Annotated in this window: 13 protein-coding genes and 1 pseudogene; 5 read left to right on the forward strand and 9 right to left on the reverse strand. The window is 63.6% G+C overall.

Translation table 11 applies throughout. The features are described 5' to 3' along the window. Positions 1-38: 38 nt before the first annotated feature. Positions 39-983: an ROK family protein gene (locus BR78_RS0108925; protein ID WP_025561291.1), complete on the reverse strand. Its 945-nt coding sequence runs from the start codon at positions 981-983 to the stop codon at positions 39-41. 120 nt (positions 984-1,103) lie between these two features. Between BR78_RS0108925 and BR78_RS0108930 the strand changes: the two genes are divergently transcribed. The 4 genes and pseudogenes from BR78_RS0108930 to BR78_RS0108940 all read left to right on the forward strand — a co-directional run. Further along, a complete protein-coding gene (locus BR78_RS0108930; RefSeq protein ID WP_029936196.1) occupies positions 1,104-2,432 on the forward strand; it encodes a sugar porter family MFS transporter in 1,329 nt (442 codons plus the stop codon). A 43-nt stretch (positions 2,433-2,475) separates the two neighbouring features. Continuing rightward, positions 2,476-3,663, forward strand: a complete 1,188-nt coding sequence (locus BR78_RS0108935; protein WP_029936199.1) for an ROK family transcriptional regulator — start codon at positions 2,476-2,478, stop codon at positions 3,661-3,663. Between the two features lie 19 nt (positions 3,664-3,682). Beyond that, entirely contained in the window at positions 3,683-3,985 is a 303-nt protein-coding gene (locus BR78_RS22155) for a hypothetical protein (RefSeq protein ID WP_231478214.1), read from the forward strand. Beyond that, a pseudogene (locus tag BR78_RS0108940) lies at positions 3,933-4,751 on the forward strand (IS1595 family transposase); the annotation flags it as partial. The gene BR78_RS22155 and the pseudogene BR78_RS0108940, both read left to right, overlap by 53 nt. Before the next feature lie 555 nt (positions 4,752-5,306). On the opposite strand, the gene BR78_RS21685 reads toward BR78_RS0108940, so the two are convergent. The 3 genes from BR78_RS21685 to BR78_RS0108955 form a co-directional block, all read right to left on the reverse strand. After that, complete coding sequence (locus BR78_RS21685) at positions 5,307-5,648, reverse strand: hypothetical protein (RefSeq protein ID WP_156022276.1); 342 nt, start codon at positions 5,646-5,648, stop codon at positions 5,307-5,309. Between the two features lie 94 nt (positions 5,649-5,742). Beyond that, positions 5,743-6,612: a DUF7946 domain-containing protein gene (locus BR78_RS0108950; protein ID WP_029936205.1), complete on the reverse strand. Its 870-nt coding sequence runs from the start codon at positions 6,610-6,612 to the stop codon at positions 5,743-5,745. Positions 6,613-6,759: 147 nt separating this feature from the next. Next, entirely contained in the window at positions 6,760-7,716 is a 957-nt protein-coding gene (locus tag BR78_RS0108955) for a homocysteine S-methyltransferase family protein (RefSeq protein WP_029936206.1), read from the reverse strand. A 213-nt stretch (positions 7,717-7,929) separates the two neighbouring features. Here BR78_RS0108955 and BR78_RS21690 point away from each other — a divergent pair, with 213 nt between their 5' ends. Next, entirely contained in the window at positions 7,930-8,541 is a 612-nt protein-coding gene (locus BR78_RS21690; protein WP_156022277.1) for a hypothetical protein, read from the forward strand. Positions 8,542-8,553: 12 nt separating this feature from the next. Here BR78_RS21690 and BR78_RS0108960 read toward each other — a convergent pair whose 3' ends face one another. From BR78_RS0108960 to BR78_RS0108980, 5 genes are all read right to left on the reverse strand, one after another. Next, positions 8,554-10,875, reverse strand: a complete 2,322-nt coding sequence (locus BR78_RS0108960; RefSeq protein ID WP_029936208.1) for a GH92 family glycosyl hydrolase — start codon at positions 10,873-10,875, stop codon at positions 8,554-8,556. 5 nt (positions 10,876-10,880) lie between these two features. Further along, a complete protein-coding gene (locus BR78_RS0108965; protein ID WP_029936210.1) occupies positions 10,881-12,314 on the reverse strand; it encodes a glycoside hydrolase family 125 protein in 1,434 nt (477 codons plus the stop codon). After that, positions 12,311-14,584 (reverse strand): GH92 family glycosyl hydrolase, encoded by a 2,274-nt coding sequence (locus BR78_RS0108970; RefSeq protein WP_156022300.1) that lies wholly within the window; start codon positions 14,582-14,584, stop codon positions 12,311-12,313. The genes BR78_RS0108965 and BR78_RS0108970 overlap by 4 nt, the downstream gene beginning before the upstream one ends. A gap of 109 nt (positions 14,585-14,693) precedes the next feature. Beyond that, positions 14,694-15,749, reverse strand: coding sequence for a glycoside hydrolase family 43 protein (locus BR78_RS0108975; protein WP_231478215.1), 1,056 nt, complete (start codon positions 15,747-15,749; stop codon positions 14,694-14,696). Between the two features lie 142 nt (positions 15,750-15,891). Further along, positions 15,892-18,918: a TonB-dependent receptor gene (locus tag BR78_RS0108980; protein WP_029936216.1), complete on the reverse strand. Its 3,027-nt coding sequence runs from the start codon at positions 18,916-18,918 to the stop codon at positions 15,892-15,894. Positions 18,919-18,975: the final 57 nt, after the last annotated feature.

Here is an 18,975-nt window from a genome sequence, read left to right on the forward strand (position 1 = left end):
TGTTTGATTTGCCAATTCGCACAGCCCGCCGCGCTTGGCTAGGCAGGCGTTGCGCAGGCTTGGGCAGCGAGCGTTATCGAGCCCATGGGCCCCGCCATGTCGCCCAGGCCCGGACGCGTGATGAAGCCTTCGTTCCGGGGCAGCCGCATATAGCCCTGGAGGCTCTCCACCAGCGCCTTCTCGATCCGTGCGACGAGATGCGGCTGCGCGGTGAGCACGCCGCCGCCGATCGCGATTCGCTCCGGCCCTGCGCCACAGACCAGCGCGTGCGCCATCGCCGCGAGGGTGCGGACGATCGGCTCCCAGACAGGATCGTCCTCGGCTACGTCCCGTACGGCCCGCCCGCCAAGGCGCGACACCAGGGCCGAGCCCGAGGCGAGCCCCTCGACGCAATCCTCGTGAAACCCGCACACGCTCGGATGATCGTCGCCGGGCAGTCGCGGCACCCGCACATGGCCCCATTCGCTGTGCGCGAAGCCGCGTGTGGGGCGTCCATGGACGACCAGTCCCACGCCGACTCCAGTGCCGACAGTGACATAAGCGAAGTCCGTCATGCCCTGGCCGCTGCCCCAGGCGATCTCGGCAAGTGCGGCGCCGTTGACGTCGGTGTCGAATCCAACCGGCACCGCGAACGGCGCAGACAAGGTGCCGCGCACATCGGTGCCGGGCCAGCCGGCCTTGGTGGTGGCGAGGATATGGCCGTGCGACGGCGAGCGCGCATCGAGATCGATCGGCCCGAACGACGCGATGCCCAGCCCGCGGAAACCCGGGTGCTCGTACCAGTCCTGCAGTATCTCGAGGATCGCCGGCAGGGTCTCCGCCGCACTGGTCGTCGGCACGATCTGCTGATCGAGAACCCTGCCCGGCCCGAACGCCAGGGTGCACACGCATTTGGTGCCCCCCAGCTCGACGCCGGCATAGGGGAGGCTCCCCGCCGAAGCGCCGCCCGAAATACGCACGGACGACGGCAAACCCTTCGACATTCCCCCTCCCTTCGCGGCTGTACCGCCCATGAATCCTTGGGCTTGTGCAACCCAACCTTCGCATTAATAATCCAAATTACATAATTCAACGGTCGAACAACGGCCGAGGAGAGGATTGCGATGAGTGCATCCACGGGCAAGCTGAACCCCTCGGCGATCATAGCCGCGAGCCTGGCGGGGCTGTTGTTCGGATTCGACACCGCAGTGATCGCGGGTGTGACCGACGCGCTGCGCGGCACTTTCGGCCTCTCGGCCGCCCAATTGGGAGCCGCAGTATCCGCTGCTTTGGTCGGCACTTTGGTGGGGGCGCTCGGAGCGGGCAAACCCGGCGATCGCTATGGCAGCCGCACGATCCTGTTGTGGATCGCCATCGCTTATATCGTTTCGGCGCTCGGGTCCGCGCTGAGCAGCGGCCTGACGATGCTCGTCGCCTTCCGCTTTCTCGGCGGCCTCGCGATCGGCGGATCGTCGGTGCTCGCACCGGTCTATATCACAGAGGTCGCCCCGCCCGAGCGGCGCGGCATGCTGGTGGGCTTCTTCCAGCTGAGCATCGTGCTCGGGATCCTCGGCGCCTATGTCAGCAACTTCCTGATCGCGCAGGCAGTCGGCGGCGAGCTGGCGTGGCGGCTGAAGCTCGGGGTCGCGGCGGTACCGGCCCTCCTCTTCTTCGTCCTGATGCTTCGGGTTCCGCAGAGCCCGCGCTGGCTCTTCCATCATGGGCGGACCGCGGAGGCCAGGAAGGCAATCGAGGCCTTGTCCATGGGCGATCCCGACACGCTGCTGGGGCAGTTCGCCGAGGGCGCCACCGCGCCGGGCGACGACCGGCTGCGCTGGCGCCTGCACCGCCGCCCGATCCTGCTCGCAATTGGCCTTGCGATGTTCAACCAGCTCTCGGGCATCAATGCGATCCTCTATTATCTGGGCGACATCTTCGCCGCCGCAGGCTTCGACGCCGTCTCCGCCGATCTGCAGGCAGTCGCGATCGGCGTGGCGAATCTCCTCGCGACCATGCTCGGCATGGCGATCATCGATCGGGTCGGGCGCAAGCCGTTGCTGCTGATCGGTGCCATGGGCACCGCCATCGCGCTGACCTGCGTCGCCACGATCTATTCGACGGGCCATGGCCAGGCCCTGCTGTTGCCCGCATTGATCGGCTTCATCCTGTTCTTCGCGATCTCGCAAGGCGCGGTGATCTGGGTCTATCTGTCCGAAATCTTCCCCACCGCGGTGCGCGCGCGCGGCCAATCGCTCGGCAGCGCGACGCATTGGGGCATGAACGCGCTGATCGCCTTCGGCTTTCCCGTAGTGGCGCAATATACTCAGGCACTGCCATTCTGGCTGTTCGCGGGCGCGATGCTGGTGCAGGCTGTAGTGATCTGGCGGTACTTCCCCGAAACCCGGGGACTGTCGCTGGAAACCATGGGACGGACAGTCGAGGGTCGGGAATGATACGCTTGAAGACGACGGCTTCGATGACTGATAGCGCTACCGCATGACGGCCGCCGCCCCCAAAACCCGCCCCCGCCTTTCCGGCACCAATCTGGAGCGCGCCGCCGATCACAACCAGCGGGTGACTCTCCACGCCATCCGCGTGCTGGGTCCGCTCACGCGCGTCGAGCTCGCCGGCATCACCGGGCTGACCGGCCCGGCGATCGCCAACATCACCAAGCGCCTGCTCCAGGACGGATTGATCGACGAAGCCGGCCAGCGCCGCGGCGGTCGTGGCCAGCCGCCGACCAAGCTCGTGGTGCGTGCCGACGCCTGCTACTCGATCGGCGTAAACATCGATCGCGATCATATCACGATGGTGCTCGTCGATTTCTCCGGCGAGACGCTGACCCGCGTCTCCGAGGAAGTGAATTTCGCGCTGCCCGACCATGTCCGCGGGCTCTACCGCCGCTCGATCAGGAACATGCTGCGCAAGGCGAAGGTCGACGTTTCCAAGGTCGTCGGCGTCGGTGTCGCGGTCCCCGACGATCTCGGGCTCGTCGATCTGCCCGGTCGCCCGGCCGAGTATGCCGCATGGGACAAGACCAACATGGTCGATCTGTTCCGCGAGCCGCTGAACTTGCCGGTCTTCGTCGAGAACGACGCCGCCGCCGCGGCGATGGGCGAGATGCAATTGGGGCTCGGACATACCAACAACAGCTTCTTCTACGTCCTGATCTCGTCGGGCCTCGGCGGCGGACTGGTGGTGGACGGCTCCTATCTGCGCGGCGCCGACGGGCGCAGCGGCGAACTGGGTTTCATGCGCGCGGCTGCGGGCGAGGAGATCCAGCGGATGGTCTCGCTGTCGGGCCTCGCGCGGCATCTCGAGCGCAACGGGTGCCACCTCGCCGACGTGATGGGTGCCGCCGATCCTGACGAGGCGACCAATGCGTGCGTCGCCGCGTGGATCGAGGACGCCGCACGCCAGCTCACCGTGCCGCTCGACGCGATCAACTGCCTGATCAATCCCGCGGCGGTGCTGGTCGGGGGAAGGCTCCCGACCGCGATCCTCGAACGGCTGGCCGAGCGCGCCAACGAATTGATGCGCGAACGCGCGAACCTCCTGCCGACCGTTGCCCCGGTGATCCGCGCGGCGCTCTCGGAGGACGCGCCGGCGGTGGGCGCGGCGATCCTGCCGTTCAGCCATTTCCTGCTGCCCAAGCAGGCGGCCTTGTGGAAGGCATCGGCCTGAACCAACCAAAAGGTTGGCGATGCGCGACATCCAACCTTCCGGTTGGATCAGAAAAACGCGCATTCCCGCCGATTTTTCCGGCGTTCCTGACGCTTGGCGGTTTACGAAGTTTACAATTCCTTCGCGTGCGCGCGAGGCAATCGCCAAGAATGGAGTGCGCATTGCGGGAATCGTGCTGCTCGGCCATGCGCGAACGGAAGCAGAACAAATCCTACATTGGGCGCCTATCCCCCTTGCATACGTAGAACGTTTCGGGTATATGCTTGTGCATGGCAAAGCAGATCACCACCGCGCAGTTCTTCCGGCTCTTCCCGAACGATGAAGTCTGCCTTCAGCACCTGTTCGATGTGCGGTTCGGTCAGGGCTTCGCTTGCCCCTCGTGCGAGCGCCCGTCGAAGTGGTTCCGGATCAAGGCTGAGCGCGCCTATTCGTGCCAGTGGTGCGGTCATCACCTGCACCCGACTGTGGGCACCCCCTTCGAGCAGACCCGCACGCCGCTGCAGCTTTGGTTCTACGCCATCCACCTGTTCACGACGACGCGCCACGGTGTCAGCGGCAAGGAGCTGGAGCGCCAGTTGGGCGTGACCTACAAGACCGCTTGGCGCATGGCGAAGCTGATCCGCGAGCATATGGCGGATGTTGATGGCAACGAGCCGCTAGGCGGCTTCACGAAGCAGGTTGAAGTTGACGAGACCTTCGTGGGCGGGACGTTCCAGCGCGGCACTCGCGGCGGTGATCCGGCAGAGGGGAAGACCATCCTGTTCGGCATGATGGAGCGCGGCGGCAAGGTTATCGCTGAGGTGGTGGCGAACCGTAAGCGCGGTACGCTGCTCCCGCTTCTCAAGGGCAACGTGAAAGCTCACAGCATCGTCCACACCGATGAACATACCGCCTATCTCACGATCGCTGCGGAGGGCTTCTTTCACGAAACGGTGAACCACGGCGCCGGACAGTACGTCTCGGCCAAGGGCTCAAGCGTCAACTCGATCGAGGGTTTCTGGCGGCACCTGAAATGCTCGATCGCTGGCACCCACATCAGCGTTAGCCCGAAGTACCTTGGCCGCTATGCCAAGGAATTCGAATACCGCTTCAATCGTCGCAACGATCCGGCTTCGATGCTTCCGGAGCTTCTTTCGACTTTCCGGCCATTGAGTTCAAAGTGCGGTTGAACGCAGCTTCGTCGCCGGTTTCGGTTTCGCGATCCTTCGCGAACTCATCCAGTTTCCCGGCCTCACGGGCCTCACGCAGCGTTGTCATAGGCTAGCCTCACCGGGGTACGTGGGCGCTCCCGGATTGATACGACCATCGACCTATGGGTCTTTGAACGCTGGTGCCACAACAAGCCGGAGGTGATTGCTACGGCCAAAGTCCCAACCGCAATCATGAGTGTGAGAAGACCCCACATATCTACCTTTGTCGGGTCGGCTCGAAACTGGCTGAGGACCTGTAAGGCGGGAACCAAGGCGCCCAGAAAGGCCCCCACCGTGCATAGGAAAATCTCCATGACCGGCTCTTTTCGCATCTCGCCCAACTTCTCCAATTCGTCGTCCGTGATATAGTGGCATAGCGCTTGCGGCGAAAGAGTGACCTCTGTCGTTTGAGCGCCTGAAGGCATCTGCATAACGCTACCGCTAGCGGGTTGTTCAACCGCCATCTGAGCCGTCCGTTTCAGCGTCGGCTATTCTCGCTTTTACGATATTCAGGTTAAAGAAGCGGACGAAACCGCACTCCTCACATGTCGTTGCGGTGAGCGGCTGATAGGTGCCGCCAAAAGCCGGTATGTTTGTCAGAACCTCAACGCGATAGGTATTCTCTAGCACATAACTCAGCGGGCTTCCGCAGACAGGACAGCCATCGTTGGGGTCGCGCGCCTTGCGGTTAATGTGAGCGGTTATTTCGTTTACTTCGTCCTTCGAGAGTTTAATCTCGGTGACTGCTGGCACATTTGATGCCTGCCCTTTTGTTTTATCGTCCTCGGTCCCCATGGGCGTTGGTTAGCAATAGGCTTCCTACGGAGTCAATTTGGGTACGTGAGAGGAGGCAACCCTTAAGGGTCTTGCTCAAGTGCCCGCAACGGGCTCACGCAGCATCTTCAATCTCCCCTCCGAAATCCATGATGACGAGCCGCACGATCTGCCCGTTCTTATATCCTGCCTTGCCTTGAACGCGGATCGTCGCTTTGCGGTTCACAGCGTTGGCGTAAGGATTGTTCTCTTCTTCGGCCACCGGATCATCGACTTCGGCCAGCAAGTACCCGCTTCGCTCCGGGTGTTCCACGCTCAATTTGCGCGTATGGAATGTGAACCCATCGGTGCGAAGAACGAATTCTTGCAGAGGGCCGAACTCCTGGGCGACGCCTGATCGAATCTTGTCCGCGTCATCATTATCAACGGTGATTGCTTTCTGCTTGTCAGTCTCAAACTTCACCCTCTTGGCGGTGCGGCCGACTGGCGCAACCGCCTGAGCGGCTGCTGGACCCAGCTTCTCCAAAACCGCACCCAGAAGCTGCTGTAAGCCCATCGCCTCTTCGTGGCGGCGTTCGTCCGTCCGATCGCTGGCCGCAATTTGAGCAAGCATAAGGTCAGCCATTTTCTCGACTGCCTTCTGCGCTTCGGTCTGCCGACCGCTGTAGTATGAGAAGACGGCCTGCACCCAGTTCGACAGCATCTCCGCGCCGTTTGGCCCGAATACCTGAATGCCCAGTTGGAGAACTGCGGCGCTCTCCTGAAGGAGAGCGGCGACCGTCACGCTTCCCGCGACTGGCTCGCCAGCCTTCAACACAAGGAAGGCGCGTTCCCCCCGCTTGGGCAGACGCTTTTGCGTGAGCGCAACCAGCATGTCCGAAATTATTCGGTCGAAGCCTTGAAGAGATTCGCCAAAGAACCGCATGTCGATGCGATGGCCGTCCGCGTCGCCGCCCTCGAACGTAATCTGAAAGCCGTCTGACATCCAAGCTCTCCCCCATCGGGAAGGCTAAGTCATTGTCCCCCATTAAGTCAAAAGAGGCGATTTGGCGGGTCATGGCCGAAGGCCATACCACCCCCTGCGATTCCGATTCACGTATGCGGAGGGGATAGACGCCCTACATTGCCAGCGCTATCCTAAGTTTCGGGCCGGCCGCGCGTTCAGCGCCTGCGCAATCTCCGTGACGTGCCGCAGATCGCCGCCGCAACAGGCGCCGAATATGTTGAGCCAGGGCATCCGAGCGGCAAGCTCCGCGTAAAGCTGGCCCAGCTCCTTCGGATCGCCCGCATCCAGTTCGGGCGCTTCATCGAGCTCGGCATGGCTGCGGCGCGAGGCGTTGGCGCGAAGGCCACGAATTCGCCGTGTCCAGTCCGCGTCGTGCAGCACGCCGGAGAAATGATCGGGATGCGCGCAATTGACCATGAAATACGCAGTCGCGCCGCCGGTCTGCGCATCGACCGCGCGGATCGCGTCGGCGAGCGACTGGCCGTCGGGAAGCCGGCCGTCGGTTTCGACGGTGAAGGAGATGACGACCGGCAAGCCCAGCTTCGTCGCGGCCTGCACCAGCCCGGCCGCTTCGCTCGCCTGGTTGAAGGTGAGGCCGGTGACCATGTCGATCTCGGTCGGCGCCAGCCAGCCGAGCTGCTCGGCATAATAGGCCGCTGCATCCTCCGCCGAAATCTTGCGCTCGGGCCGATAGGCGTCTCCGCGCGGGCCGATCGTCGCGCTGAGGACGATCGGAGGGCCGCCCTCGAAACGCGCGCGCATGCCGCTCGCCAGCGCGACCGCGTCTTCGTTCACTGCGCGCAGCTCACCGGGACTCTGGCCGAGGTCAGCCGCCCAGTGCCGATGCGCCTTCCACGTCGTGGTATCGAGAACGAAGCCCGCGCCGGTCTCGCGGGCAAGGTTCAGAAAGCCTTCGAAATAACGCTCCACCGCCGCCCTGCCCGCGGCTTCGGGCAGCAGCGTGTGCGCGGCGAACTCGCGGATCTCGATCCCGTGGTTGAAGATCAGATCGGTTTCCAGACCCGCATCGGTCAGGAAAAGATCGCCGCCAAGCTGCGGCAATGCGTCTCTGTATCGGGCCATCGTCCGTTTCTCCCCCGCGACGATCCAGCCGCGCTTTTATCATGCGGGCGAGATTAGACCAGTTCGTGAACGCATGAAGCGAATGGCAGCCAACGCCGACCTTGCGGACTCAGCGTAGCGCCAAGGCTTTTTCCAGAACCAGCCAATCGTAATTCTCGACAAATTCTCATTTGGCTGATGAGGTTCGACTTTACGCGAGCCGGAGGGGCCATCATGCGTGATCGAGGAATCTCTAGTCCGAGAACGAAGGCTTGGGTGGCGGGGGCATTTGCCCTGAGCGGAGCAATCGCATTGCTCTGGGGCCTGCAATCCCCTGATCCTGCATTGCAGGAGGCCTCGACCGCAAAGACGTTGGGTATAGTCGTTCTGGTAATCGCGCTGCTGATGGCGGCCAATTATCTCTACGCCCAGTCGCTCATCAACAAGATGCGGCGAGGCGACGACGTCATAGGCAGATGGACCGTCGCGCCTGATGCATTTGCAATATTTCGCGACAATGAACTCAGGCGAAAGAAGCGTAAAAATAATTGGCGCCTGCCTCGCGGCAACTGGCCGGAAGGACTCGAGGTGATATTCACGCGGCGATCCGTGCTTGTCGGGAATACCTGGTTTCGCCTTGCCACAAAAGGAATGTCGCGCTTTGCCAATGCTCGGATCGAGACTGATGCAGTCTCTTCTATCGAGTTCTCGATGCGACTGACAATCAGAGGTGCAGGCTCAACCCATCAAAGCGCGCGGTATAATGGGCATCTGCGGATACCGATCGCCGGAAGCGCGACTGTTGAAGCAGCGCGGGTGGTAGAATATTTCAAAGATTTGGTGTGATGCGTCGGCTTGTTAGGCTGGAGGCCGCCCGAACGAGGGTGGGCGATCCGCCTTGGCGGTGCCGAAGCGCGAGGGCTGCTTGCCCATTTCGAAGACCAGCTCGCCGCCCTTCGCCAGATCGGCGTGGCTGATCCAGTTGCGCGTCCAGGGCTTGCCGTTCCAGCGCACCGACTGGATGTACGGGGCATCGGGGGCGTTGTTGCGGGCAACGATGCGTAGCGTCCTGCCCTGCCCCAGCCGCACCTCTGCCGCGTCGAACAGCGGCGAGCCGAATACATACACCGCGCTCACCGGATCGACGGGGTAGAAGCCCAGGGCGCTCAGCACGAACCATGCGCTCATTTGGCCGCAATCGTCGTTGCCGATTTCGCCGTCGGGATCGGCCTTGTACATCTCGGTGCACAGACGGCGGATCATCGCCTGCGTCTTCCACGGCGCGCCGGCAAAGGCATAGAGATAAGCGACGTGGTGGTTGGGCTCGTTGCCGTGCGCATATTGGCCGACCAGCCCCGAAATGTCGGGCGGCGCGTTCTCGGGCAAGGTCGACGGCGCATTGAACAAGGCATCGAGCTGCTTCTCGAACGCCGCATCGCCGCCGAAATGCGCGATCAGGCCATGGACGTCGTGCTGGTTGAGGAAGGTCGCCTGCCAGCCATTTGCTTCGGTATAGTCGCGGTGCTTCTTGACGTCGTGGCCGAGCTGGACCGGATCGTAATTCGCCCACCAGCTGCCGTCTGAGAATTTTGGCTTGGCGAAGCGCGCCTGCGGATCGAGCACGTTGCGATAGTTGCGGCTGCGCTCGCGCAGCTTCTCGGCGTCGTCCTTCGCGCCCGCGGCGTCGGCGAGCACCGCCATCGCCCAATCGTCATAGGCATATTCCTGGGTGCGGCTGACCGATTCCCAGATCTTGTCGGCAGGGATGTAGCCGAGGTCGTAATAATAGCCGCGGCCGAGCGAGCCGTCGCTGTCCTTGAAATCGCGATCGAAGGCGCGGCGGCGGATATTGGGCCATGCCGCGGCATAATCGGCCTTGATGCCCTTGGCGTGTGCTTCGGCGAGCACCGACACCGAGTGCCAGCCGATCATGCAGCCGGTCTCGACGCCCTGGAGCTGCCAGACCGGCGGGCCATAGGGACTTTGCTGCGTTTGGCGGATCAGGTCGCGGGTGAACATCGCCGCGCGCTCGGGCTGGACGAGGGTGAGCAGGGGATGGAGCGCGCGATAGGTGTCCCACAAGGAATAGGTGCTGAACGCGGCCGTGTCGGCGGGCGCCTGATGTACCTCTCGGTCCATACCGACATAGCGGCCGTCGCGATCGGTGAAGAGCGTCGGCGCGAGGAAGCAATGGTAGAGCGCGCTCGCCATGATCGTGCGCTGGGCGGGCGTGCCGCCCTCGACGCGGACGGCATCGAGCTCCTTCGCCCAGGCGCGGCGCGCGGCGGTGGCGGCGCGGTCGAAGTCCCAGCCCGGCGCCTCGGCGGCGAGCGCGGCCTTGGCCCCCGCGACATCGACCGCCGAGATGCCGGTCTTGACGAGGATCGGCTCGCCGCCCGCCTCGTCGAAGAACAAGGCGACCTTGAGCTTGTTGCCGGCGACGACTTTCGCGCCCGCCGGTGCGGGCTTGTTGTCGTCGCCGAAGAACTGAACCCGGCTCGGCTTGCGCGAGAGCTGCATCGCGAAATGAATGTGCCGGCCCTTGGCCCAGCGATGTACCCGCCGGCTGCCGGTGAGCATGCCGTTCGCGTCGATCGCGAGCGAGGCCTGGTCGACGATGATGCCCTTGTCCCACACGTCGATGATCATGTGGGCGAAGTCGATCAGGATATGCCCGGCGCCGGCGGGGAAATGGTAGCGGTGCAGGCCGGTGCGCTCGGTCGCGGTCAGCTCGGCGAGCACGCCGGATTCGAGTTTGACGCGGTAATAGCCGGGCTCGGCATGCTCTTCGGAGAAACGCTGGCGATAGCCCTTGTCGGGATCGTCGAGCTTGCCCGGATCGAGCTCGAGCGGCCCACGCGTCGGCACCACCAGCACGTCGAGCATGTCGCCGATGCCGGTGCCCGAGAGATGGGTGTGCGAGAAGCCCATGATCGACGTGTCGGTACGGTGATAGCCCGAGCATGCGTCCCAGCGGCTATTGTCGGTATCGGGGCTGAGCTGCACCATGCCGAAGGGCAAAGAGGCACCGGGAAAGGTGTGGCCGTGCCCGCCGGTGCCGATGAACAGGTCGGGCTTGCCGGCGGTGGCCTTCTGCACGCGGGCGAGCGCCGGCGCCGCTCTGGTCAAAGCGGCGAGCCCGGTGCCGGCGAGCAATTGGCGGCGATTTGCAGTGATCATGGTCATCAAATCCGGTTGGCAAGAAGCGAAGGCTTGCGCTTCGCGATATCGAGGATCAGCTCGCCGAACAGCCCGTTGGCCCAGGCGAACCATTTGCGCGTGAAGTTGGTCGGGTCGTCCTTGTGGAAGCTCTCGTGCATGAAGCCGGTGCCGGCATGGGTCGCCTTGAGCCAGCGCAGGCATTGGAGGATCGTCGTATCGTCGTCGCTGTTGCGCGCATGGACGATGATCGACATCGGCCAGATCATGTCCATCCCCACATGGGGTCCGCCGATGCCCTGCCCCGCTTTGCCCTCGAAGAACCAGGGGTTGCGCTTGCTCCACGCGAGCGCCGCCGAGCGGCGGAACAGCGGGTCGTCGCGGTCCGCGGCACCGAGCAGCGCGAGTCCGCTCAGGCTCGGCACATTGGCGTCGTCCATGAAGATCGCATTGCCATAGCCGTCGACTTCATAGGCCCAGACCTCGCCGCCCTGCCCGTCCGCCATCTTGCCGTGCGCGTCGAGCGCGGCCTGCACTTCGGCGGCGAGCGCGAGGCAGTCCTGCGCCGCCGCGGCATCGCCACGCGCTTCGCGGTGCACCTGGGCGAGCATCTTGAGCGCCGACACCGCGAACAGGTTCGAGGGGATCAGGAACGGCAGCACCGTCGAATCGTCCGACGGGCGGAACATCGAATGGATCAGCCCGACTTTCCGGGTCGGCGCGCCATAGCCGCCGAGCATCACCGTCTCGGTCGGGGATTTGTCGACGCGCTGGAAATGATAGGGGCCCGGGCCGTCCTTGCGCTGCTGCTCGCGGAAGGTAGCGACGGCGCGCGCCATCGCCTGCGACCAGAGCGCGTCGAACGGGGCCTTGTCGCGCGTCGCGGTCCAATAGCCGTGGGCGAGGCGCATCGGATAGCAGAGCGAGTCGATCTCCCACTTCCGTTCGGCGACCCCCGGCTTCATGTCGGTCTTGTCGGTCTGCGACCATTCGAGATTGGTCTTCGCGGACAGGTCTTCCATGAAGGCGTTGGCGTAGGAATCGATCAGGATGCAGCGCGACTGGCGCTGGATCAGCCCGTGGAACAGCCGACGCAGCCCGGCATCCTTCGGCGCGAGGTGGACATAGGTCTGGAGCTGCGCCGAGCTGTCGCGCAGCCAGAGCGCGTTGATGTCGCCGGTGATGACGACCGCGTCGGGCTTGCCGTCGACGGTGCCGAGCTGCGCGACCGTGGTGTCGAGCGTGTTCGGGTAGCAATTCTCGAACAGCCAAGCGATTTCGGGATCGGCGATCCTGGCCTTCACGGCCTTGATCTCGGCCTCGACCGCCTTGCTGACGAAGCGCCGCGCGCTGACCGGCGGGCGTTGCGAGACGAAGCCGTCCGCTGCCAGCGCGCGCGCCGGCAGCGCGGTTGCGGCCGCGAGCGCCCCGGCGCCCGCGATCACGTCACGGCGGTTCATTTACGCGCTCCCGGTGCGCTCATCGAGAAGGGCGCGGCGGCCTTGCTCGCGCCCCAGGTCTTGTTGGGCGTCGGGCCCATCACGAAGCGCAGGGTTCCGCCGCCTTGCAGGGCCTCGCGCGTGAGGAACGTCTTGTCGTGGCGCTGGCCGTTGAACGTCACCGACTGGATGTAGACGTTCTTCGGGCCGTTGTTCGCCGCCTCGATCGTCAGCGCCTTGCCGGAGGGCATGGTGAGCTTGACCTTCTGGAAGAGCGGGCTGCCGATCGCATATTCGCCGACGGTCGGCGTCACCGGATAGAAGCCCAGAGCCGAGAAGACGTACCAGGCCGAGGTCTGGCCATTGTCCTCGTCGCCCGGATAGCCATCGGGCGTCGCCGAATAGAGTTTCGCCATCACGTCGCGGACATGCGCCTGCGCCTTCCACGGCTGGCCGGCCCAGTCGTAGAGGTAGATCATGTGCTGGATCGGCTGGTTGCCATGGGCGTATTGGCCCATGTTGACGATCTGCATCTCGCGCGTCTCATGGATGACCGAGCCGTAATAGCTGTTCTCGAAGATCGGCGGCAGCGTGAAGATCGAATCGAGCCGGTCGGTGAACTCCCGGTCGCCGCCCATCAAGTCGATCAGACCCTGCACGTCCTGCATCACCGACCAGCTGTAATGCATCGAATTGCCCTCGGTGAAGGCGTCGCCCCAGGCATAGGGATTGAACGGCGTCATCCAGCTGCCGTCCTTGTTGCGGCCGCGCATCCAGCCCGATTCCGGATCGTAGAGCTTGCGGTAGTTCTGCGCCTGCGCGGCGTATTTCTTCGCCTCCTCGGTCTTGCCGAGCGCTGCGGCGAGGCGCGACAGCGAGAAATCGGCAGTGGCATATTCGAGCGTGCGCGCGGCATTCTCGTTGATGCCGGCGTCATAGGGGACATAGCCGAGCTGGTTGTACAGCTCGACGCCCTCGCGACCGACAGCAGTCAGGACATTGCCCTTCTTGTCCTTCGGGCGGCCTTGCGACGTGGTCGCGTTCTTGACCATCGCCTCGTACAGGGTCTCGACGTCGAAGCCGCGGACGCCGTTGAGATACGCGTCGGCGATGATGTTGGCCGAGTTCGAGCCGATCATCACGTCGCGGTGGCCGGGGCTCATCCACTCGGGAAGCCAGCCCGATTCTTTGTAGGTGTTGACCAGTCCCTGCATGATCTGGCTGTCGAGATCGGGATAGACGAGCGCGAAATAGGGAAAGACCGCGCGCCACGTGTCCCAGAAGCCGTTGTCGGTGAACAGCGGGCCATCGTGCACCTTGCCGTCATAAGGGCTGTAATGGACGGTCTTCCCCTGCGCGTCGATCTCGTGGAACATCCTCGGGAACAGCAGGATGCGGTACATCGCCGAATAGAAGGTACGGCGATTGTCGATGTTCGGATCGCTGACTTCGATCCGGCCGAGCTCGCGCTCCCATGCCGCCTTGGCCTTGGCCTCGGTCTGGTCGAAGCTGTCGCGCCCGATCTCGCGCGTCAAATTGCGTTCGGCCTGTTCGGGGCTGATGAAGGAAGAGGCGACCTTCACCCCCACCTGCTCGCCGTCGCGGGTCTTGAAGCTGACCACCGCGCCGACATGCCCGCCCTTGCGCTTCAGATCGGCGGAGAGCTGGCCATTATCGTCCCACGTCCGCGTGACGGTGAAGTCGTGATCGAATTCGGCGACGAACCAGTTATGGAAATTGTCGGGTACGCCGCCGTGATTGTTGCGGACATAGCCGGTGATCCGCCGCCGGGCCGGATCGATCGCCACCATCGATCCGCCGGTCTGGCCGTCGAGGATGATGTGCGCGTCATCGCTCTTCGGGAAGGTGAAGCGGAACTGCGCGGCGCGGTTGGTCGGCGCGACTTCGGCAGTCACGTCGTAATCGGCGAGATAGACCTTGTATTTGTAGGGCCGGCTCTCCTCGGCCTTGTGGCTGTACCAGCTTGCGCGCTCGTCCTGATCGATCTTGAGCGCCCCCGTTTCCGCGAACAGCGCGAATGCGGCGTAATCGTTCATCCACGGGCTCGGCTGGTGGGTCTGCTTGATGCCGTTGATCTTCTCGGCGTCGTATGTGTAGCCCCAGCCATTGCCCATCTTGCCGGTGACCGGGGTCCAGAAGTTCATCCCCCATGGCACCGCCACCGCGGGATAGGTGTTGCCGTAGGAGAGCCCATGGCTCGAATCGGTGCCCATCAGCGGGTTGACGAGATCGGACAGCGCTTCCTCCTGCGCGGTCTGGGCGTGCGCCATTGGCACGAGCAGCGGCGCGGGCAGGCACAGGCCGGTGGTGGCCAGCAGCGCGATCGCACCGCGCAGTGATCGAGCGAAGGTCTTCAACGCAGGTCTCCCCCTGAGATTTTCATTTTGCGCGGCCGATCGGACGCGGCGCGACGCCTTCGTTGGTCATCACCACCGGCTTGATCGTGCCGTCGGCGTTGAACTCCATGCGGTCGAGCGCGAGCTGGCGATGTTCGCCGCGCTCTTCGCCGAGCGGGCGGCGGTGATAGGCGATCACCCATTCGTCGGTGCCGGGCACGTTGACCACCGAATGGTGCCCAGCGCCGCGCGCGATCTTGAAGTCCTGTTGCAGGATCTTGCCCATCGGCTTGAACGGTCCGACCGGGCTCGGCCCCATCGCGTATGCGACGCTGTAATCAGGGCCGGTCCAGCCGCCCTCGGACCACATCAGGTAATAGACGCCCTTGCGCTGGATCACGAACGAGCCCTCGACATAGCCGGGGGGCGTGATCTCCTTGAACGTGGAGCCGTCGGCATGCGGGACGATGGTCTTGAGATCCTTACTCAACTTGACGACGTTGCAGTGCTGCCAGCCGCCATAATAGAGATAGACCTGCCCGTCCTTGTCGCGAAACGCGAACGGGTCGATCGGCTGGGCGCCATTGTGGAACTTGCCGATCAGCGGCTTGCCGATCGCGTCCTTGAACGGCCCGCCGGGCGTGTCGCTCATCGCCAGCCCGATCCCGCCCAACTCGCCATCCTTCTGGATGTCATTGGCGCTGAAGAACATGTAATATTTGCCGTTCGCCGCGATCACCGAAGGCGCCCAGATCGCGAAGGCCGCCCAGCCGGCATTCTTCACGTCGAACACATGCTCGTGCTTCGTCCAATGGACGAGATCGGGCGAGGAGAAGGCATTGAAGAAGGTCTGGATACCGTAGGACGGGCGGACCATCTTCTGCTTGCGCAGTTCGATTTGCGCGGGCGTGAAGCCCGGCGAAACATCGGGCACCGCGCCGTGATCCGAATAGGTCGGATAAATCCAATAGCGGTCCCCGAAGGCATGGATCTCCGGATCGGCATACCAGCCCGGCACGATCGGATTGGGCGCGGGCGCCGAAGCCGTGACGAGCAGCACCGCCGCTGCCGCCAGACCGGTTTGCATCATTCGCCGCATGCCGCTTCTTCCTGCAGAATCAACCGTGCATCCCATGTGGCACGCAAGGCCCCCGCGGTACAAAGATGGAGGTGATCCGGGGGGAACGGATCACCTCCTAGGCGCCTTGGGGGGCGATTACGTGTGCGTCAGGGACGACGCGTCAGAACTTGAATGCCATGCCCAGATAGAAGCGGCGGCCCGAATAGACGTTCGAGATGAAGCGGTCCTTCGTGTCGTTGCCCAGATGCTGGCGCTGTTCGGACTTGGTGAGGTTGATGACCGAGCCGGTGATCTGGAGGTTCTTGTACACGTCGAACGCCGCGTTGAGATCGACCTGATCGTACGGATCGTCATAGACGTTGAGGCCCGAGGACAGTCCGCGCACGACCTCGCCACGGCGATTGTACGAAGCACGCAGCAGGACCGGGCCGTGTTCGTAGAAGACCGAGGCGTTGAGCTGGGTCTTCGCGCTGCCGACCAGCGCCGATTCACCCAGCTTGGTCCCGTTCAGCGTGACGTCGGCCTGCGAGGTGTCGTTATAGGTGAAGTTCACCTGCGCGCCGAGGCCGAAGTCCAGCGTGTGCTGGGCATAGACTTCGATACCCTGCGACACCGCGCTCGTGCCGTTTGCCTGAGTCGAATATTGCTGGACCGTCACGGTCTGGCCGGCGACCTCCTGCGGAAGATCGATCACGACCGGCACGATGAAGTCCTTCACGTCCTTGCGGAACAGCGTGAAACCCAGCACCGAGCCGCGGTGGAAATACCATTCCACGCCGGCGTCATACTGCCAGGCGTTGAACGGCTTCAGATTGAAATTGCCGCCGTCGCCGAACCAGCCCGGCAGCGCGCCGAACTGGGCGCGATCGAAGACGAACGCATCCGAGTTGAACGTCAGACCGCGCGAGCCCGCGAGATCGCCATAGCCTGGCCGGGCAATGACCTTCGACGCTGCCGCACGCAGCAGCAGGTTGGGCATCGCCTCCCACGAGATGTTGAAGCTCGGCAGGAAGTCGGTGTAGCTCTTGCTCTCCGAATTGGGGCTGAACACCTTCACCTGGCGCTGCGATTCCGGGATCACCGTACAATTGCCGTCGGCGCCTACCGGCTTGTTCGGGTCGAACGGCCCGCCAGGCCCGTTCACGCAATATTCGTTCTCGTAGGTGATCCGGTCGGTCGACGTGCCGTCCTGTTTCGTATTGACCACGCGCAGGCCGATATTGCCGCGGATATTGTCCGTTTTGAAGTTTGCCTGGGCATAGCCGGCCCAGATCTTCTCGCGGATGTTGTACACGTTCTGCGGCTCGGGAACGCGAACCGGCCCGTTATAGGTCTTGTTCAGATAGCCGATATAGTTCTGGATGTTGATCGCCGGGAAAGCGGACGTCTGGAACCCGCCGGCGATGTTGCCGAGCGAATCCGGGTAGAAGATTTCCGGCAATGCCAATGCGCCGCCCGGCGTATCCTGGAAGCGCAGCGTATTGGCGGCGTCCGAATACCATTCGAACTTGCCGGTCTCGCGATGGATGCGGCCGTCGCGCCACTTCGCACCGACCTGGATCGAGTCGATGAACGACGCGTCGAACTTCCGGGTCACGTCGACCTGCGCGTAGCGCTGAGAAATCGAGCTGTTGGTGAAGCCCGAGCCCGTCGAACCAAGATCGATCTGGGCGACGCCGTTCAGCATGTTCTGGATCACGTTGGGCGAGAATTCCATCGCGATCGACTGATCGGTGAAGTTCCACGCGCTGAGCGAATTGCCGTTGACGGTGCCTGCGCGCGGCTTGGCCTGGGCGTAGAACTGGAACGACGGACCGCCAGTGGCCTTTGTCTTGCCGAACACGAAATCGACGTTGAGGTGGCCGAGCTCCCAATTGCCGCGCACGTCATAGGTGTTGGAGACGCTCTTCTCGCGGACATAGGTGTCCTGCGGTGCCGGGGTTTCCATCGTGCACATGTTACCGGGCACGCGGCAGCCGGTGCCTTCGGCCGGAACCTGGAATGTCGCGCCGGTCAGGACCGTGCCGCTCTTGTCGAACGTCGCGTCGGTGAAGAAATTGCCATAGCCCCATTCGGGGACCTTGATGGTGCTGCGCGTATAATCACCGTTGAGCTGGAACCGGAAATAGTTCGCGGAGATCTCCAGATTGTCGAACGGCCTGGTCTGCATCGTCGCCTGGATGCCGAGGCGCTTGCGCTTCTGCTCCATGATCGTTTCGGCGACCGATTGGGGAGCCCAATAGCCGCTGTAGTGCGTGCCGCTTTGCGTGGTCTGCCCGGCATCGTCGCCGCTGTTCCAATAGTCGATCGCGGAATCATTGGCGAAGGTTTTGCCGTTGACGTCGGTCGCGGGGTTGGTGGCCTTGTCGTCGGTCCACCAATGCCAGCTGTCGCCGGACGCGCTGAGCGAGCGATTGGTGCGCACCTGATAGGTGGCGCCGACCAGGAAGCCCAAGGTCTTGTCTTCGTTGCGCCAGGAGAGCAGCCCCGAGACGTTCGGCTCGATCTTCTTGGTGACGTCCGACGTGGTACCTTCGGCCGACACGCTGCCCGACCAGGGCTCGAGTTCGAAGGGCTTGCGCGTGTGGTTGATGATGATGCCGCCGACGCCGCCTTCATCGAGGCGCGCTTCGGGCGACTTGAACACTTCGACGCTGCCGATCAGGCTCGAGGGCAGCAGCAGATAGTTGAACGAGCGCGAGGGATCGCCGCTGTCGGCGGAGGCGATGAAGTTGCCGTTGAGCTCGGTCAGCGTCAGGTCCGAGCTGAGGCCGCGGATGCTGACCCGGCTGCCTTCGCCGCCGTCACGGTCGATGATGATGCCGGGCACGCGCTGCAGCGAATCCGCCACGTTCTTGTCGGGGAACTTGCCGACGTCCTCCGCGGTGATCACGTCGACGAATGCGTTGGCGTTGCGCTTCTGCGACAGGCTCTGCTCGATCGAGGCGCGAAAGCCGGTGACGACGATATCGCCTTCCTGACCTTCAGCCGCGGGCGCGGCGTCCTGAGCCGGCGCGTCCTGCGCGGTGCCTGCACCCTGCGTGGTCGCGGCATCCGGCGTGCCCGTCGCGTCCTGCGCATGCGCCGTACCGGCAAGCGCAACGAGCACGCTCGCCGAAAGCATCAGGTAGCGCGCGACTCGCTTGTGCGAGGATCCGCGAGACCGTTCGATCTGCCCGAAATTCATTTTACTCTCCTCCCGATTCGCCGCGACGTCCTCGCCTCCGGCCTTTTGTGTGTCCCC

This window comes from Sphingomonas sp. UNC305MFCol5.2 (assembly GCF_000712135.1).
Taxonomy (GTDB): domain Bacteria; phylum Pseudomonadota; class Alphaproteobacteria; order Sphingomonadales; family Sphingomonadaceae; genus Sphingomonas.

Bases quoted from the DNA above. Each gene is read 5' to 3' on its own strand.
- BR78_RS0108950 (WP_029936205.1), bottom strand. From the start codon at position 6,612: ATGTCAGACGGCTTTCAGATTACGTTCGAGGGCGGCGACGCGGACGGC.
- BR78_RS0108960 (WP_029936208.1), bottom strand. From the start codon at position 10,875: ATGATCACTGCAAATCGCCGCCAATTGCTCGCCGGCACCGGGCTCGCC.
- BR78_RS22155 (WP_231478214.1), top strand. From the start codon at position 3,683: ATGCGCGACATCCAACCTTCCGGTTGGATCAGAAAAACGCGCATTCCC.
- BR78_RS0108965 (WP_029936210.1), bottom strand. From the start codon at position 12,314: ATGAACCGCCGTGACGTGATCGCGGGCGCCGGGGCGCTCGCGGCCGCA.
- BR78_RS21685 (WP_156022276.1), bottom strand. From the start codon at position 5,648: ATGGGGACCGAGGACGATAAAACAAAAGGGCAGGCATCAAATGTGCCA.
- BR78_RS21690 (WP_156022277.1), top strand. From the start codon at position 7,930: ATGCGTGATCGAGGAATCTCTAGTCCGAGAACGAAGGCTTGGGTGGCG.
- BR78_RS0108980 (WP_029936216.1), bottom strand. From the start codon at position 18,918: ATGAATTTCGGGCAGATCGAACGGTCTCGCGGATCCTCGCACAAGCGA.
- BR78_RS0108925 (WP_025561291.1), bottom strand. From the start codon at position 983: ATGTCGAAGGGTTTGCCGTCGTCCGTGCGTATTTCGGGCGGCGCTTCG.
- BR78_RS0108930 (WP_029936196.1), top strand. From the start codon at position 1,104: ATGAGTGCATCCACGGGCAAGCTGAACCCCTCGGCGATCATAGCCGCG.
- BR78_RS0108955 (WP_029936206.1), bottom strand. From the start codon at position 7,716: ATGGCCCGATACAGAGACGCATTGCCGCAGCTTGGCGGCGATCTTTTC.
- BR78_RS0108975 (WP_231478215.1), bottom strand. From the start codon at position 15,749: ATGCGGCGAATGATGCAAACCGGTCTGGCGGCAGCGGCGGTGCTGCTC.
- BR78_RS0108970 (WP_156022300.1), bottom strand. From the start codon at position 14,584: ATGGCGCACGCCCAGACCGCGCAGGAGGAAGCGCTGTCCGATCTCGTC.
- BR78_RS0108935 (WP_029936199.1), top strand. From the start codon at position 2,476: ATGACGGCCGCCGCCCCCAAAACCCGCCCCCGCCTTTCCGGCACCAAT.